The organism is Devosia equisanguinis (assembly GCF_900631955.1).
GTDB lineage: Bacteria > Pseudomonadota > Alphaproteobacteria > Rhizobiales > Devosiaceae > Devosia > Devosia equisanguinis.
In genome coordinates, this window is the sequence record NZ_UZWD01000026.1 from 36627 (window position 1) to 52929 (window position 16303).

Here is a 16303-nt window from a genome sequence, read left to right on the forward strand (position 1 = left end):
ACAGTTTAAGCCTAAACATTAAACAGTGCCCGCGTCATGCGCAAGAGCTGTGCAGGTCACGCTCACTTGCCCGCCAGATCCTGGGCCAGCATGAATCCCGAGCCGACGCCGGTTCCGGCGCCCGGCCAGGTCGAAGCGCCTACCTGATAGAGGCCGGACAGTGGTGTCTTCCAGCGCGACCAGCCGTGCACTGGTCGGAACAGGAAATTCTGGTCCAGGTGGTGGCTGCCGGAGAGGCTGTCGCCGCCCACCAGGTTGGGGTTCATCCGCTCGAGATCGAGCGGGGACTGCACTGCCATGCCCAGTATCTTGCCGCGAAGTCCCGGCGCATACCGTTCGATCAGGTCGATGGCGCGCTCGGCATAGGGCCCCTTGGCTTCATCCCAATTCTGGGCGCTGATCTTTCCGGCTGCGTCGCCGGCAATATCGTAGGGCAGGGTGCGGACCTGCACCCAAAGGACATGCTTGCCCTCTGGCGCGCGGCTGGGATCGAGGGCCGTCGGTTGACCGACGACGAGGACAGGCTCGTCGGGCAAAAGTCCAGAGATGGACTGCTGATAGACGCGCGACATGGTGGCATAATCCGGCGCCAGATGCACATAGGCGAAGCGCTTGAGGTCCTCTCCGGCTTGCCAATCCGGCAGGCTGTCGAGCGCCATATGGATCATCATCGTACCGGGACCGGCGCGGAACTTGCTCGCCGGGGCGGTGAACCGCGCGGGCAGGTCGGGAGCAAGGCGGATGAGGTGGCGCGGATGAAGATTGGCAATGACGGCTCGGCTGGCGCTGATTTCGCGGCCATCGCTCAGCCGTACACCAATTGCCTTGCCGTTACGCGTGGTGATGGCGGTGACCTCGGCATTGCATTCGATTCGACCGCCCCTGGCCCCGATGACGCCGCTCATGGCGCGGATAATGGCATCGGCGCCGCCTTTGCCGAGCACCATCCCAAATGCCTGGTTGGCCATGCTTTCGAGATAGGGGAATACCGCGCCGCCGGCGATGTCGGGACCGAAGTCGAGATGCATGCCCCAGGCGGCCATCATGGCGCGCAATTGCGGGCTTTCGAAATGCCTGTCGAGATAGTTGCGCGGCGAGGAGACCAGCATGCCTGCCATGTCCCGCATCCAGTCCAGCCCTTTTTCGCGCCAGGCCCTGAACATCAGCTTGACCACGGCAAGCGACGGCATCGGCTTGCCAAGAAGACCGCCGATATAGGCAGCATCCGAGGGAAAGCTTGCTGCCATCGCGCGCCAGGCGGCTGCGTCAGCGCTGGAAAACTCCGCAATGCGCGCACTTGTCGCCGCAAGGTCGGTGCTGACGCCCAGCCATCGACCATCGACGAAAGGGGTGGCGAAGCTGTCCGCTACGCCGACGAAGTCCAGCCCCTGCGCGTGCAACGCCTGCTTGTGGGTGGCGTAAAAGGCAGAGCCCGCAAACATGGACAGGTTCATGGCGCAGAGATCGTGCCGGAAGCCGGGCAGGGTGGCCTCCTCGGTGCGCACCGCGCCGCCGGGGGCATCGGCCTTTTCCAGCACCAGCACGCTCCAGCCTCGCTCGGCCAGGTGGGTGGCGGCTGCCAGCCCGTTCACGCCCGCGCCAACGACAATGGCGTCTACCTGTTGCATGGCCACTTCTCCCCGCGTCAACCAACAAGGAGTGCAGCCTGTCACAATAAATATGCATATGTCGATATTTTCGACCTAAAATATCTTTCCAAAGCCTGCAATGCAGGTATTCTATGGTCAGGAAACTCCATGCAGTTGCCTGATAAAGTGCCCGCGGGGGAGACGCGGGTGGGAACGCAGTTTACGCAAGCCTCACGAGGAAAATCCGCCATGAGCTCACTTCAAGCCCTTGCCAACGTCGCCGGCGCCCTGGCGTCCGGCGCCATCGAAATCGTCGACCTGACCGCTCCGCTGGGGCCGAATACCCCGGTTCTCTATCTGCCGCCCGACTTTGCCAAGAACACGCCCGCGTTCAAGATGCACAAGATCTCGGCCTATGACCAGGACGGTCCCTGGTGGGCCTGGGGTTGGATGGAACTGGGTGAACATACCGGCACCCATTTCGACGCCCCCAGCCACTGGATTTCCGGCAAGGACGTGCCGAACAATTCGACCGACACCATTTCTCCGCAGACCTTTGTGGCGCCGGTAGTCGTCATCGATAAGTCCAAGGAAGTCGCTGCCAATCCCGATTTTCTGCTGACTGCCGATGACATCAAGGCCTGGGAAGCCGAGCACGGCGCCATTCCCAAGGGCGCCTGGGTCGTACTGCGGTCAGACTGGTATCCGCGCAATGTCAGCACCGAGCAGTTCCTCAATGCCGATGAGAACGGCCCGCACACGCCGGGGCCGAGCGTCGATGCCGTCAAATACCTTGTCGAAAAGCAAGTTCTGGGCTGGGGCAATGAATGCGTCGGCACCGACGCCGGCGCGGCCGCGACATTTGATCCGCCATTCCCGGCCCATGCCCTGTTGTTGGGCGCCGGCGCCTACGGCCTGGCCAGCCTCGTTAACCTCGACAAGCTGCCGGCAACCGGCGCGCTGCTGGTCGTCGCGCCGCTGAAGATCGTCGGCGGCACCGGCAGCCCGGTGCGCTGCTTCGCGCTCGTCCCGCGCGGCTAAGCAAACAGGGAGAGGTGGATCATGAGCCAGCTCGATTACATCGTTGTCGGCAGCGGCATCAATTCGCTAGTTGCCGCCGCCATGTTGGGCAAGAGGGGCAACAAGGTGCTCGTACTCGAGCGCAATGCTGTCCCGGGTGGCTGCCTGCGCACCGAAGAGGCAACGGTTCCAGGGTTCGTCCATGACGTCATGGCGACTACCTTCGTGCTCTTCACCACCTCTCCAGCCTTTGCCGCGCTGGGCCCAGATCTCGCCCGGCACGGCCTCGAATTTTGCAACACCAAGGCACCCACCGGCGTGGTGCTCCCAGATGGTCGCCATCTGATATTGACCGGTGACCGTGCCGCCAACATCGCCGCTTTCGACGCCGCAGCCGCCGGCGATGGCGCCAGCTTCCAGCGCGAAATGGATCGCTTCGGCGCCAATGCCGGCTTTGTCTTCGGCCTGTTGGGAGGCCAACTCTGGTCGCTCGCGACTATGAAACTGGTGGCGCGTGAAGCCTGGAAACGCGGGCTGCGGGGTCTTGCCAGCTTCTTCGGCGAGGCGCTGGTCTCGGCGCGCCCCTATCTTGAAACGCGCTACCGCTCGGAACTGGTACGGGCTCTGTTTGCACCCTGGGTGCTGCATTGCGGGCTCAACCCGGACAACACCTATTCCGGCGAAATGCTCAAGGTCATCGGCTTTGCGCTGGAAATGGCCGGCGCCCCCATCGCTAGGGGAGGCGCCATCAATGCGGTGCGCGCCTTCGAAGGCCTGATCGCCGAACAGGGCGGCGCGGTGCGCACCGGCTCTGAAGTTGCCGAGATTACCATCGACGCCAATGGGCGGGCTAGTGGTGTCCGCCTGGCGAATGGTGAGGTCCTGACGGCGCGAAAGGGCGTCATCTGCTCGGTCGCGCCCGGTCAGCTCTATGGCAAGCTGCTGCCGGCTGCCAAGGTACCAGCGGAAGTCGCTGAAGGCGTCGCCAATTATCGCTATGGCAAGGGCGACATGCAGATCCATTACGCGCTCAAGGGCAAGCCGCAATGGGCGGCCGAAGGAATGGCTGACGTCGCCCTGATCCATTTGACGCCTGGGCTCGACGGCGTGTCGCGCGCCGCCAACGAAGCCGAGCGCGGTCTATTGCCTGCCGTCCCCACGATCTGCGTGGGACAGCCTGCCGCCCTCGACCCTAGCCGTGCGCCCGAGGGGCAATCCATCCTCTGGCTGCAACTGCCCGAAGCGCCGAGAACGATTCTCGGCGACGCAGCGGGCGAAATCGCTGTTGATGCTGATGGCCGCTGGACCGAAGCCGTGCGCGAAGCCTTTGCCGACCGTGTTGAGGCCATCCTTCGCCGGCACATCGTCAACTTCGACGAGATCGTCATCAAGCGCCGTAGTTATTCGCCGGCCGACCTCGAGTCGATGAACGTCAATCTGGTGGGCGGCGATCCCTATGGCGGCTATTGTGGCATAGACCAGTTCTTCATCTGGCGACCCTTGAAGAACACCGTCAACCATAATACCCACGTGCCTGGGCTCTATCACATTGGTGCGGCAACGCATCCGGGGCCGGGACTGGGTGGAGGCTCCGGCTTCCTGCTGGCCAAGGCCCTTCGTTAATCACCAGCCAAGGGTGACTGCGTGCCAAAGCACCTCATGGGCTCGTTGCGCGAGCCGGAAGATACCAGCCGAATCCCCAGCCTGGGTGAAATCGGGCTCAACCAGTTCGCGCCATTCCTGATCAATCGCATTTCGGTGACCTACAACACGTTCCTGCAGGAGCGGCTGAAGTCCTATGATCTGACGACGCCCAAAATGCGCGCGCTGCTGTTGCTCACTATTTCGCCGGGCCTGACGGTCAATGACCTGTCCTATCTGGCGGTGGTCGAGCAGTCGACAATGAGCCGCAATCTGGATGCACTCGAAACTCAGGGCTATGTCCGTCGGCAGTCCCGCGCCGACGACATGCGCGTGCGCGAGCTTCATATCACCGAAGAGGGTAGGGCGGCGGTGCAGGATTTCTGGCCGGTGCTCTACCAGCTCTATGCCGATCTGTTCGAAGGCGTGCCGGCCGACGAGTATGACCGCTTTGTCGATACCTTGCACAAGGTCATGCGGAACATGCTCAAGATTGCGTCCGGCGAGTCCAAAGAGGACACGCCGGACTGATCGCACAAGGCCTATGCTGCCTCGGAAAAGCTGTGGATCGTCGCCAGCGCACCGTCGAGCGTCTTGCCAGCCTCGTCGGCCAGTGCGGCGTCCACCAGCCGCCCCAACCACACGCCGCCATCGGCGCGATCGGCAAGCAGCGGCACCGCCGACATGACCTTGTCGAACTTGGTCTGGCCACGCGCATGGGTATCCGAATAGCCCTTGATCAGCCGCCGAGCGCCCAGCGCCGCGGTGGCGAGATCGTAATTTGTCGGCAAGACACCGTTCGCCACCTCGAGCCAACGGGCGATATGGGCCATTTCCATGTCATGGCGCATCATGCCGCGCCGCATGGGCTTCAGCGCCGATACGAAATAGAGCCCGGCAAACCAGAAAAGCGTGCCGGTCTTGACGTGGCGGCCCTTGCTGACGAAGCGGTCCAGGCCCTCATAGAGCCCCTTATTGCCGGTCAGCCAGCGGCCGATCCCGGCGGGAAGGGCGCCGGCCACTTCTTCCATGCGCGGATGCATGTATTCGGTGGTGTAAACCACCTGTTCGGCTTTGGCGCCAATCTCCTTGCGCACGCGCTCGAAGCGGGTGGCGCGGGTCTTTAGGTCGGCGACGCGCACGACATCGTCATAGGCCATCGCATTGGCGAGATATTTGGCCGCCGCCTGAGTAAAGCCGAAATCCCGCGCAGCCCCGCCAGCCTTCATATCAAGGTCATGCAGCGCGATCAGGCGGTCGAGATATTCGTCGCCATAACGGGGGTCCTGCCAGTCGACCACCTTTTTGAGGCCGGCAAAGGCAATGGCCTGCGCGCTGTCTGGCAGTGTTGAGCGCAGCCGGTTCAGCAGCGCGTCGAGCTTGGGATGGCCGGCACTGGCTGGCAAGACTGCTGCCGTGACGGCGGGCTTGCGGCTCACCGGGTCAGTTGCGCCCCCTTCAGCACGATCGAACGCAGCGGCGAAGGCGCGCAAACTGGCTTCCACGCCCTTACCACCGGCCCGAACCGCATTCTCGAACGCGGTGCGCGAAAATGGCAGCACGCCAGCGCCGGCCAATGCCCCGAACATGGCTGACGAAATGACGCTGCCATTCTTTTCAGCCAGCGTCTGCATGTCGAATACGATGCTCTTTCGCGCCGCGATTCCAGACGCTTCCGCGACCTTTTGCGGGTCGCCGGTGCCGTCGCCCGGCACTTCCTTTTCGCCCACGGCATAGGACCGGTGGGTCGACGCAATCAGAGTAGTCTTTTCCGGCGTAACCAGTCCGCGCATCATCGAGCGACCGGCTTCCATGAACTCGGCTGCCAGCACGATATCCACATCACCCTGCGTCGGCATCAGCGACAGCACCGGCATCTTGCCCTCGGCGCTTGGTCGCAGCAACTCGACATAATAGATGGTCGCGCCTGTACGCTGCGCCACGCCGGGAACCGAGGTCGACTGGGCGGCCCAGCCCTCGGCCTCGGCCATGGAGACGATCCAGTCGGCCAAGACGCCGCCGCCCTGTCCGCCCATGGCGAGAATGGCGATGGCAATGGGTTTTTCGAAGGTTGGGGTCATGTGAGCGTTCATCATTCCCACCTCAGACAAAAGCCACGCGCTTGGCGGCGCGGCGGGACTGGAAGAAGCCGATCACGGCGGAGCGGAAGCGCGAGACGAAACGGTCCCAGCCGGTGGGATTATAGATGATATCGGCGCGATAAAAGGACGGGCAGAGCACAGCAGCCTCCGAGACTTCCCCGCAATTGCCGCAACCGACACAGGAATTGTCGATGGAGGCCACCGGATCGTCGCGCAGCGGATCGTCGAGATGCTTGAGCGACAGCGACGGGCAGCCGGACAGGCGAATGCAGGCGTGATCGCCGGTGCAGGTATCCTCGTCGACTCCAAAACGCTGGCGCACCATGCGCTTGCCATCCTTGACGCTCTTGGAAAACAGCGGTTTTTCGCGGCGCTGCTTGTTGAGCATGCATTCCGAGGAGGCGACGATGACCTTGGGGCCCTCCACATCGGAGGTCAGCGCTTCCTTGAGCGTATCGCGCATCTTCGACACGTCATAGGTGCGGTCGATCTGGCGGACCCATTTCGCGCCGATGCCCTGGACGGCCTTGGTGATGGAGTTGTTGGTCGACCGCAGCGGGTTCTGGGCGCGTGAGGACAGGATATCCTGCCCCCCTGTGGCCGCCGAATAGTGGTTGTCGACGATCATGATCACGCCGTCATGCTTGTTGTAGACGGCATTGCCCACGCTGGTATTGAGCCCATTATGCCAGAAGCCGCCATCACCCATCACCGAGATGGGGCGTTTGCCGGCCGGCACGTTGAAGGCCGACGCGGATGCTGGGCCCAAGCCATAGCCCATGGTGCTGCCGCCTATATTGAAGGGCGGCAGGATGGAGAACAGATGGCAGCCGATATCAGCCGAGATGTGGTGCTGACCCAGCTCCTTCTCGACCAGCTTCATCGCCGCAAAGATCGGACGTTCCGGACACCCAGTGCAGAAGCCGGCTGGGCGGGCCGGAACCACTTCTGCCAGGGCCTTGACCTCGGGGCTCGACAGCACCGCATCGGCGCTTGGCAAAGGCGGGCGATTGCCAAGCATCGGCGGTTCGAATTCCTCGAGGAACGACTGGATGCCTTTCATCAGCACGCCGGCGGTGTAGTCGCCGCCCATCGGCAGGCGATCCTTGCCGGCCACACGCGTCTGCACATCCTTGCGGCGCAGCGCCGTGTTCACCGCCTGCTCGAGATAGTCGGGATGGCCTTCCTCGACCATCAGCACTGCGCGCTTGCTCTGGCAGAAGCGCACCACTTCGTCGTCGAGCAGGGGATAGGTGACATTCAGCACATAGAGCGGCACAGCCGTGTTGCCATAGCTGTCGGCCAGACCCAGCAACTGCAGCGCACGGATAACCGAATTATACATTCCGCCCTGCATCACGATGCCAACCGGACCATCTTCGGGTCCGAAGAACTCGTTGAGCTGACGCTCGCGGATGAAGTCGAGCGCGGCGGGCCAACGCTTTTCCAACTTTTCCTTGTCATGCACGGTGATCGACTGCGGTGGCAGCACGATGCGATTGAGGTCGCGCACCGGGTTTTCCAGGGCCTCCTTCAGCGTGTAGCTGGGTTTTCTGTTGTCCTTGGCGACGAACTGACCATGGACATGGCAGGCGCGGATGCGCACTTGCAGCATGACGGGCGTATTGGAGGCCTCGGACAGCTCGAACCCGTCCTCGACGGCCTTGACGATGGATTCAAGGTTCGGCCGCGGATCGAGCAGCCACATCTGTGACTTCATCGCAAAGGCGTGGCTGCGCTCCTGTGGAATCGACGATCCCTCGCCATAGTCCTCGCCCAAGATGACTAGGGCGCCACCTTTGACGCCGGATGAGGCCAGGTTGGTGAGCGCATCGGAGGCCACATTGGTGCCGGCGGTGGACTTCCAGGTGACGGCGCCGCGCAGCGGATAATTGATCGAGGCTGCCAACATGGCCGCAGCTGCTGCCTCTGAGGCAGAGGATTCGAAGTGAACGCCCAAATCGTCGAGCACCGGCTTGGCATCGGCCAGCACATCCATGAGGTGCGAAATCGGTGACCCCTGATAGCCTCCGACATAGGAGACGCCCGACTGCAGCAGCGCCTTGGTTATGGCGAGAATGCCTTCGCCGCGAAAAATGTCGCCCGCGCCGAGCTTGAGGTCTTCGACCTCCCGCGCGAATGATCTCTCTGCCATCGTCGTTCTCCCAACCTTGGCGACTGCCCTTTTCTCGCCCCCTCAGGCCGCAAACGGGCATTGATATATGCAAATGCATATTTAAATAGATCAGCCCCTCTGTCAATTGGCCAGTTTTCTGCTCTGGGCTATGGGGCGAAATCAGCATTAACCGCTTGAAAAACCGTCAGTCTTAGTACGGTGGAGCCCTCAAGAGGCAGCTGCCACATTAACATGACAGAAAACATCAGAATAAATGCGCGTCGCTTAGGCAGGCGCTTTTACTTGCCTAAAATATGGAAATAGCCCCTAGATGCATGCAAAGGAATATGTTTAGGTATGAAGTATAAGTCGGTGCGCTGAGGGGCTAGCCGACTTAAGGGAACGCATAGAGGGAATACAAATATGCTGTCACGCCGTTCATTCTTGGCGGCCGGTTCGGCCGGGCTTGTCGCAGCTGCTCTTGCAGGCACCTTGCCGGGCCTGGCGCAGGATGCCGATACGCTGACCATCGCCTTCAACGTCAATCTGCCCAGCTTTGACCCCACGACCGGGGCCTCCGCCGTCAACCCGACCATCCAGGCGATCTACCGCACTGTATTCGACCAGTATATCGGGCAGGCGCCCGATCTGCAGTTCGTTCCTGGTCTGCTGACCGACTGGGGCTTCAATGACGACAAGACCAAGGTCTGGTTCGACGTCCGCGAGGGCGTGACCTGGCATGATGGCAGTCCGCTGACCCCCGATGACGTGGTGTGGTCGCTGACGCGCGCCGCCGATCCGTCCAATGGCAACCCGGTCTCCGGCGTTTGGGCTTCGATCGGCAATTTCACCGTCACCGGCAACCGCATCGATGGCGACGTCGTGGCCTTCGATCCCACCATCTTCAAGTGGATGGCCTTCCTTACGGGCTATGTGTTGCCCAAGGCCTATTACGAGAAGGTCGGTGCTGAAGGCTTTGAGCGCGCACCCATCGGTACCGGTCCCTATATGGTGGACGCCTTTGAAAGCAACGGCTTCCTGCGGCTCAAGGCCAACGATGCTTATTGGGGCGAAAAGCCCAATTTCCGCACCGTCATCTTCAAGTTCGTGACCGATGCCACGAGCCGCGCCGCCGAAGTGGAAAGCGGCGCCGCCGATGTGACGCTGGAAGTCTCCTATGAGGACTTCGACCGCCTGCGCGTCAGCGAAGGCCTGGGCGGGGTTGCCGTGCCGATTTCCGATATCGGCATGATCTTCCTCAACAATATCGACGCCATGCTCGACAAGAATGTGCGTCTGGCTGCCCACCACGCCATCGACAAGAAGGCGATCATCGATCGCTTGCTTCGCGGCTATGGTATTCCCATCGACACGTTGCAGGCCCCCGAATACGAGGCTTACGACGCTTCTATCGTCGTGGGCTACGATGAGGCCAAAGCCAAGGAATTGCTGGCCGCCAGCGGCTTCTCACCGGAAAACCCGGTCAAGTTCGCCATCCAGACCACCCGCGGGCTGAAGCCCAAGGACTATGAGATGGTCCAGGCTATTGTCGGCATGTGGCGCAAGGTCGGCATCGAGGCCGAGATCGAGGTCTACGAGATCGCCAAGCATTATGAGCTGCGTGCCGCCGACCAGCTGGCGCCGGCCGCCTTCTACAACTGGGGCGATGCCATCGGCGATGCCTCCGCCTCGACCGGCTTTGCCATGTTCGGGCCGTCGCCGCACTCGGTTTGGGACACCGAAGATCTCGACGCCATGATCGCCCCGCTCTGGACCGAGAAGGACGAAGCCAAGCGCATCGCCGGGTGGAAGGCCGTGGACAAATACATTGCCGAAGAAGGCTATGTGATCCCACTGCTGCAATATGTGCAGCCGATCCTGTTCAAGGCTGGGCTCAAGGTTATCCCGAATACTTCGGGCGCCTTGCAGCCGTCGCTCATCTCTCGCGTCTGATCCAATCGGCAGCGCCGCAGGCTCTGCGGCGCTGCTTCCGAGGAGTTGGGCCATGATTTGGTCAATTCTCAATCGTGCCACTATGGCCGCGATCACGCTGTTCGGCGTGGCACTGGTGGTGTTCCTCTTGCTGCGTCTGGCGCCCGGCGATCCCATCGCCATGATGATCGGGCCGAGCGCGACTGCCGAGGATATTGCCCGGTTGCGCGCCAGCTATGGTCTTGATGAGTCACTGTTCAATCAGTTCTGGATCTGGCTGGGCAATCTGGCTCAGGGTGACTTCGGTACCTCGATTTCTCGCCGCATCGGCGTCGGCTCGCTGCTGCTCGAGCGGTTGCCCGTGACTCTCGAATTGGCTTTTTCAGCTCTCATAGTCGCACTGCTTCTGGGCGGCGCCATCGCTATCAGCGGCACGCTCTGGCGCCGCAACTGGGCCTCGGGTGCGCTGGATGGCGCGACCGGCCTGATGCTGGCCATCCCGGAATTCGTTTGGGCGCTCGGCCTGGTGCTGCTGCTGGGCGTCACCTTTCCAATGCTGCCGCTGTCGGGCCGCATCAATCCCTCGCTCAGCACCAATTTCGTCTCCGGCTTCTATCTCTTCGAATCCATCCTGACGGCTCGGTTCGATCTCGCCTGGGACCTCATCCGCCACATGGCCATGCCGGTGCTGGCCCTCGCTTTGCCGCTGGCCGCGATCATTGCCCGTGTGCTGCGCGAGGCGCTGGGCGAGGCGATGATGCAGGACTATGTGACCCTGGCTCGCGTCAAGGGCATGAACGAGACCCGGCTGATCTTCTCGGAAACCCTGCGCAACGCTATCGGCCCGACGCTGGCGCTCGCCGGTGTGCAGTTCACCTTTCTCATTGGCGGTACGGTGATCGTCGAAAAAATCTTCGCCTATCCAGGACTGGGCAGCATGGCCATCGACGCGGTGATCAATCGCGACTTTCCCTTGATACAGGGCCTCGTGCTGATGTTCGGGCTCATCTTCATCATCGTCAATCTTCTCGTGGACGCCGCCATTGTCGCTTTCAATCCCCGGCTCCGTCATGGCTGACACCGCCAACTCCGCTCCTATTTCCCGCAATTGGGGGCCAGCCATCCGGGCTGCACTGTCCAATCCGCGCGTCATCATTGGCGGCGGCTTCATTCTCTTCCTGATCGTCCTGGCTCTGGGCGCTGACTGGATTGCGCCGCACGATCCGTTGGCACAGGATCTGATGCTCGGCTCGCTACCGCCGGTTGGCATGAACGGGACCGAGTCTGGTTACTGGCTGGGTACCGACGATCTCGGCCGCGACGTCCTCTCCCGTTTCATCCACGGCACGCGCATTGCGCTGACCGTGGCCTTCACCGCTGCCACTATTGCCGCAGTGCTGGGGACAATAGTCGGCCTCCTGGCCGGCTATTTCGGTGGCTGGGTGGATGTGGTCGTGTCGCGGCTCATCGAAATCTGGATGGCCTTTCCGGCGGTGCTCCTCTCCATCCTTATCGTCGCCATTCTCGGCTCTGGCGTGCATTCGGTGATCTTTGCCATCGCCATTATCGATTGGACGCGCTTTGCCCGTGTGGTCCGCGCCGAAACCCAGGCGCAGCGCAACAACGATTATGTCACTGCCGCCGAGGTGCTGGGCTTCTCCCGCCTTGCCATCCTCGCCGGCGAAATTCTGCCCAACGTGCTCTGGACCATTTTGGGGCTATTCACGCTCGAGCTGGGCCTGGCCGTCGTCATCGAGGCCATCCTGTCCTTCGTTGGTCTCTCGGTCTCTTCCGACACCCCGACCTGGGGCGGCATGATCGCGCAGGGCCGTACCATCATCTACCAGGCCTGGTGGGTCTTCGCCCTGCCGCTGGCCGGTCTCTTGGCCACGGTGCTCGCCTTCAACCAACTCGGCGCCGGCCTGCGCGCCAGCTTTGATCCGGTGATGCAGCGATGAACAAGCCTCTGCTCTCCATTCGCAATCTCAATGCCGTCTCGCGCCGCGATGGCAAGCCTATCCTGCGGGACGTGTCGCTCGACGTGGCGGCGGGCAGCATTCATGGCCTGGTCGGCGAAAGTGGTGCCGGCAAGTCGACGATCTCCAAGGTTATTCTCGGCATCCTGTCGCGCGGCGTGATCATCACCTCCGGCACGGTGACGCTGGCCGGGCGCGACCTGCTCGGCGGCAACGAAGCCGAGCGGCGCAAGCTTATTGGCTCGGAAGTGGGTCTCATCCCGCAGGACCCTTTGACCGCCCTTAATCCCGGTCGTCGCGTCGGGGACCAGTTGATCGACAGCCTGCGCCTTTGGCGCGGCCTCAGCAGTCGTGCCGCCTGGCAGCGTGGGCTCGAACTGCTCGATCAGGTTGCCATCCGCGAGCCGGAGCGGGTGATGAAGCAGTTTCCGCATCACCTGTCCGGTGGCATGCGCCAGCGGGTTCTGATTGCTGCAGCGTTCTCCATCGAGCCGCGGCTGCTGATCGCCGACGAGCCGACGACCGCTCTCGACGTCACGGTGCAGAAGCAGGTGCTGCTGCTGCTCAAGCAGATGCAGGCCGAACACGGCACCGCCGTGGTTTTCGTCACCCATGATCTGGGCGTCGTGGCGCAGATCTGCGACGAGGTCACGCTACTCTTCCAAGGCAAGGTGATGGAGCGGGGCGGCATTGATGCCGTGTTCCATCATCCGCAGCATGCCTATACGCGCGCGCTTTTGGCGGCGAGCCCTCGTTATGACGATCCGGCGGCGGGGCTCCATCCGATCGACGACGCTATTATCGCCGCATGCCGCGCCGAAATTGCACAGTTCGACGGAGCACGCCATGCCTGAACATGCCTTGTTGGAAACACGCGGCCTCGTGGTGGATTATGCAGCGCGGCGCTCCTTTCTCGGTCCCGCCAACACGTCCACCCGCGTGTTGCGGGGCGTCGATCTCTATATCGAGGCTGGGGAGATCGTCGGGATCGTGGGCGAGTCTGGCTCCGGCAAGTCCACTCTCGGTCGCGCCATGCTCGGCCTGGTCCCAGCCACTGAGGGCAGTGTTCTGTTCGACGGCTTCGCCCTTGCCGATTTTCCCGGCGGTGATATCGCGCGCAAGCGTCACATGCAGATGATTTTTCAGGACCCGATGAGCTCGCTTAATCCGCGACACACTATCGGTGCCATCCTGACCCGGCCGCTGCTGCTGCACGGCGTGGCGTCCGACCAGCGCCAGGCAGTCGGCATTGCCGCCGCCATGCTCGAACGCGTCGGCCTGCCTGTTGCCGTGCTGTCGCGCTACCCGCATGAGCTCTCCGGCGGCCAGCGCCAGCGCGTTGGCATCGCCCGCGCTGCCCTGTTGCGCCCACGTTTCGTCCTCGCCGACGAGGTGGTGTCCGGACAGGACGTGTCCACCCAGGCGCGCGTGCTCACCCTATTGCGCGAACTCTGCCAGGAAATGGGCATGGCGCTAGCTTTTATCAGCCACGACCTCTCGGTCATCCGCGCCTTCTGCAATCGCCTCTACGTGCTCAATGGCGGCGTGGTAGTGGAGGAGGGGGCAAGCGAAACCGTCTTCGCCAAACCAAAACACGCCTACACACAGGCGCTTATCTCCGCCATTCCCATCCCCGATCCGTCGGTGCGCTGGTAAACAAAAGGGCCGGAAACCGGCCCTTTTCATTTTTCATTTTGGTTCGGGATAACTGCAGCGCCTTTGAGCTAAAGGCCTTTGTCGCTCCGACTACGCCTCAGTCCTTGTAGATGCCGGTGGCGCTGGCCACGTGCCGATAGGCGGCGCCGGCGGTAAAGCCGCCATCGATGACAAAATCTTCGCCGGTTATGAAGCTTGATGCGTCGGACACGAGGAACAGCACCAGTTCGGCGATCTCCTCCGGCTTGCCGCTGCGCTTCATCGGCGTGATGCCGATCATCGGTTTGAGGTGCGGGCTGTCGGCATTGAGTCCCGTGACCACGAGGCCCGGGCAAATGGCGTTGACGCGAATGCCTTCGCCGACCATTTCCATCGCCGCGCTGCGGGTCAGCCCGCGTAGGCCCCATTTGCTGGCAGTATAGGCCGGGTCGTAATGGCCGGAAAATCCGCTATTGGACGAAATATTGACGATTGCGCCACCCTTCTCAGCCATCAACGGGCGCACGGCCTGGATGCCGAGGAAAGCGCCGGTCAGGTTGACCTTGAGCACCTTTTCCCACGCCTCGAGCGTGGTGCTGGCCACGGTCGTGCGGTTGATGATCCCGGCATTGTTGACGAGGATATCGACGCGGTGCTTCCACGCAGCGGCAAGGTCAATCACCTTGGCCCAGCTCTCCGGATCGGTCACGTCGAGGCGGATGAAGCGCGCTTCGTGGCCTGCATTGGTCAGGTCGTCAGCCAAAGCCTTGCCTTCGGCCTCAAGCACATCGGCGATGATAACAGCCGCACCTTCACGGGCGAGCAGGCGAGACTCCGCCTCGCCCTGTCCACGTGCACCACCGGTGACGATGGCAAGTTTTCCGTCCAGTCGGCCCATGCTCAGTCCCTCGCTGTGATGGTGTGTTGCTGCTGTTCGCCCAGGCCAGTAATGCCCAGACGCATGGTCTGTCCGGCGCGCAGGAAGACGGGCGGCTTATGACCGAGACCGACCCCCGGAGGCGTGCCGGTAGCGATGATGTCGCCGGGCTCCAGCGTCATGAACTGGCTGATATAATGGACGAGGAAGCCAACGCCGAAAATCATGGTCTTGGTATTGCCGGTCTGGCGCCTGACGCCATCGACATCGAGCCAGAGGTCAAGATTTTGCGGATCGGCGATCTCGTCGCGGCTGACCAGCCAGGGGCCGATTGGCCCAAATGTATCGTGGCTCTTGCCCTTGGTCCATTGGCCGCCGCGCTCCGATTGGAACGCGCGTTCCGACACATCATTGACCAGGCAATAGCCGGCAACGTGATCAAGCGCCTTGGCTTCGCTGACATATTTTGCGCGTCTGCCGATGACGATCCCGAGCTCGACCTCCCAGTCGGCCTTTTCCGAGCCCTTTGGAATTTCGACATCGTCATTGGGTCCGATGATGGCGCTGGTCGCCTTCATGAAGAGGATCGGTTCGGCCGGCGGTTCCTTGCCGGTTTCCTTTGCATGGTCGGCATAGTTGAGACCAACGCAGATGAACTTGCCGACCCCGGCGATGCAGGGGCCGATACGGCTGCCAACCGGTGCTGCCGGCAGGGTGGAGGCGTCCAGACTGCGAAGCCTGTCAAACTCCGCCGAGGCAAGCAGCGATCCGTCGATATCGCTGACCACCCCGCTCAGGTCCCGCAACACGCCATGGTTGTCCACCAGTGCCGGGCGCTCGGCGCCGGGCGCGCCGTATCGAGCAAGTTTCATCTTCGTCCCCGATCAGGCGCGCGAAAAGCCGACAAGCACGGAGTCGTCGACATCGGGCAGGTTGACCACGATATTGTCGGGCGTGCGGGTGGTCAGCCAGACGAGTTCATCGGTGGTCGACATATTCACCTCGATATGCGGCCAATAGGGGGGCACAAAGATGAAGTCGCCTTCTTCCATGTCGAGATATTCGCTCCAGTTCTCGCCGAAATAGATGCGGGCCTTGCCCTTGAGGACATAGCCGCCGGTTTCCGCCTCGCCATGGTGGTGGGGCAGGGAGCGATAGCCGGGATCATTGCTGACGCGGCCGAACCAGATCTTGGTGGCGCCGGTGTGCTGCGGGCCGACGCCCGTAACGCGGATGCAACCGCCGGACTGAGCCGTGCCGGTATGTTCCTGGCCCTTGCGGGTAACGACGGGCTGGAGTGTGGCAGCCATGGTATTCTCCTCGATGACGCTGGCTTTCGATCTATGCCAATGCATTTAACTGGCGCTCTTTTAGTTTAGGTGTCAAGTAATTTCTGGCTGGACGCACTTGCAAAC

The 16303-nt window shown here is 62.2% G+C and carries 14 protein-coding genes; 8 read left to right on the plus strand and 6 right to left on the minus strand.

The window, feature by feature from the left end; genetic code table 11:
• Positions 1-62: 62 nt before the first annotated feature.
• Complete coding sequence (locus DEVEQU_RS10815) at positions 63-1628, minus strand: phytoene desaturase family protein (protein WP_126150590.1); 1566 nt, start codon at positions 1626-1628, stop codon at positions 63-65.
• Positions 1629-1838: 210 nt separating this feature from the next.
• Here DEVEQU_RS10815 and DEVEQU_RS10820 point away from each other — a divergent pair, with 210 nt between their 5' ends.
• Genes DEVEQU_RS10820 through DEVEQU_RS10830 form a run of 3 tightly spaced genes read left to right on the plus strand, consistent with a single transcriptional unit; the run spans position 1839 to position 4781 of the window.
• Entirely contained in the window at positions 1839-2630 is a 792-nt protein-coding gene (locus DEVEQU_RS10820; RefSeq protein WP_126150591.1) for a cyclase family protein, read from the plus strand.
• Positions 2631-2651: 21 nt separating this feature from the next.
• Positions 2652-4232 carry a phytoene desaturase family protein gene (locus DEVEQU_RS10825; protein ID WP_126150592.1) on the plus strand — a complete coding sequence of 527 codons (1581 nt, stop codon included), beginning with the start codon at positions 2652-2654 and terminating at the stop codon, positions 4230-4232.
• A 21-nt stretch (positions 4233-4253) separates the two neighbouring features.
• Positions 4254-4781: a MarR family winged helix-turn-helix transcriptional regulator gene (locus DEVEQU_RS10830; RefSeq protein ID WP_223214182.1), complete on the plus strand. Its 528-nt coding sequence runs from the start codon at positions 4254-4256 to the stop codon at positions 4779-4781.
• Between the two features lie 11 nt (positions 4782-4792).
• Here DEVEQU_RS10830 and DEVEQU_RS10835 read toward each other — a convergent pair whose 3' ends face one another.
• Positions 4793-6331, minus strand: a complete 1539-nt coding sequence (locus tag DEVEQU_RS10835) for an indolepyruvate oxidoreductase subunit beta family protein (protein WP_223214183.1) — start codon at positions 6329-6331, stop codon at positions 4793-4795.
• Between the two features lie 22 nt (positions 6332-6353).
• A complete protein-coding gene (locus DEVEQU_RS10840; RefSeq protein WP_126150594.1) occupies positions 6354-8507 on the minus strand; it encodes an indolepyruvate ferredoxin oxidoreductase subunit alpha in 2154 nt (717 codons plus the stop codon).
• 384 nt (positions 8508-8891) lie between these two features.
• Here DEVEQU_RS10840 and DEVEQU_RS10845 point away from each other — a divergent pair, with 384 nt between their 5' ends.
• The 5 genes from DEVEQU_RS10845 to DEVEQU_RS10865 are packed head-to-tail and all read left to right on the plus strand — an operon-like array spanning position 8892 to position 14032.
• Entirely contained in the window at positions 8892-10421 is a 1530-nt protein-coding gene (locus DEVEQU_RS10845; RefSeq protein ID WP_126150595.1) for an ABC transporter substrate-binding protein, read from the plus strand.
• A gap of 52 nt (positions 10422-10473) precedes the next feature.
• The gene (locus DEVEQU_RS10850; RefSeq protein WP_126150596.1) at positions 10474-11478 is read left to right on the plus strand and encodes an ABC transporter permease; all 1005 of its coding nucleotides are present in this window, start codon (positions 10474-10476) and stop codon (positions 11476-11478) included.
• A complete protein-coding gene (locus DEVEQU_RS10855) occupies positions 11471-12358 on the plus strand; it encodes an ABC transporter permease (protein ID WP_126150597.1) in 888 nt (295 codons plus the stop codon). Before DEVEQU_RS10850 ends, DEVEQU_RS10855 begins: the two co-directional genes overlap by 8 nt.
• A complete protein-coding gene (locus DEVEQU_RS10860) occupies positions 12355-13230 on the plus strand; it encodes an ABC transporter ATP-binding protein (protein WP_126150598.1) in 876 nt (291 codons plus the stop codon). Before DEVEQU_RS10855 ends, DEVEQU_RS10860 begins: the two co-directional genes overlap by 4 nt.
• Entirely contained in the window at positions 13223-14032 is an 810-nt protein-coding gene (locus tag DEVEQU_RS10865; RefSeq protein ID WP_126150599.1) for an ABC transporter ATP-binding protein, read from the plus strand. The genes DEVEQU_RS10860 and DEVEQU_RS10865 overlap by 8 nt, the downstream gene beginning before the upstream one ends.
• A 97-nt stretch (positions 14033-14129) precedes the next feature.
• Here the strand turns inward: DEVEQU_RS10865 and DEVEQU_RS10870 are convergent, their stop codons facing one another.
• From DEVEQU_RS10870 to DEVEQU_RS10880, 3 genes are read right to left on the minus strand one after another with little or no spacing between them, the layout of a single operon-like run.
• Positions 14130-14909: an SDR family NAD(P)-dependent oxidoreductase gene (locus DEVEQU_RS10870; protein ID WP_126150600.1), complete on the minus strand. Its 780-nt coding sequence runs from the start codon at positions 14907-14909 to the stop codon at positions 14130-14132.
• 2 nt (positions 14910-14911) lie between these two features.
• Complete coding sequence (locus DEVEQU_RS10875) at positions 14912-15760, minus strand: fumarylacetoacetate hydrolase family protein (RefSeq protein ID WP_126150601.1); 849 nt, start codon at positions 15758-15760, stop codon at positions 14912-14914.
• 12 nt (positions 15761-15772) lie between these two features.
• On the minus strand, positions 15773-16198 hold the full coding sequence (locus DEVEQU_RS10880) for a cupin domain-containing protein (protein ID WP_126150602.1): 426 nt from the start codon (positions 16196-16198) through the stop codon (positions 15773-15775).
• Positions 16199-16303 lie beyond the last annotated feature (105 nt).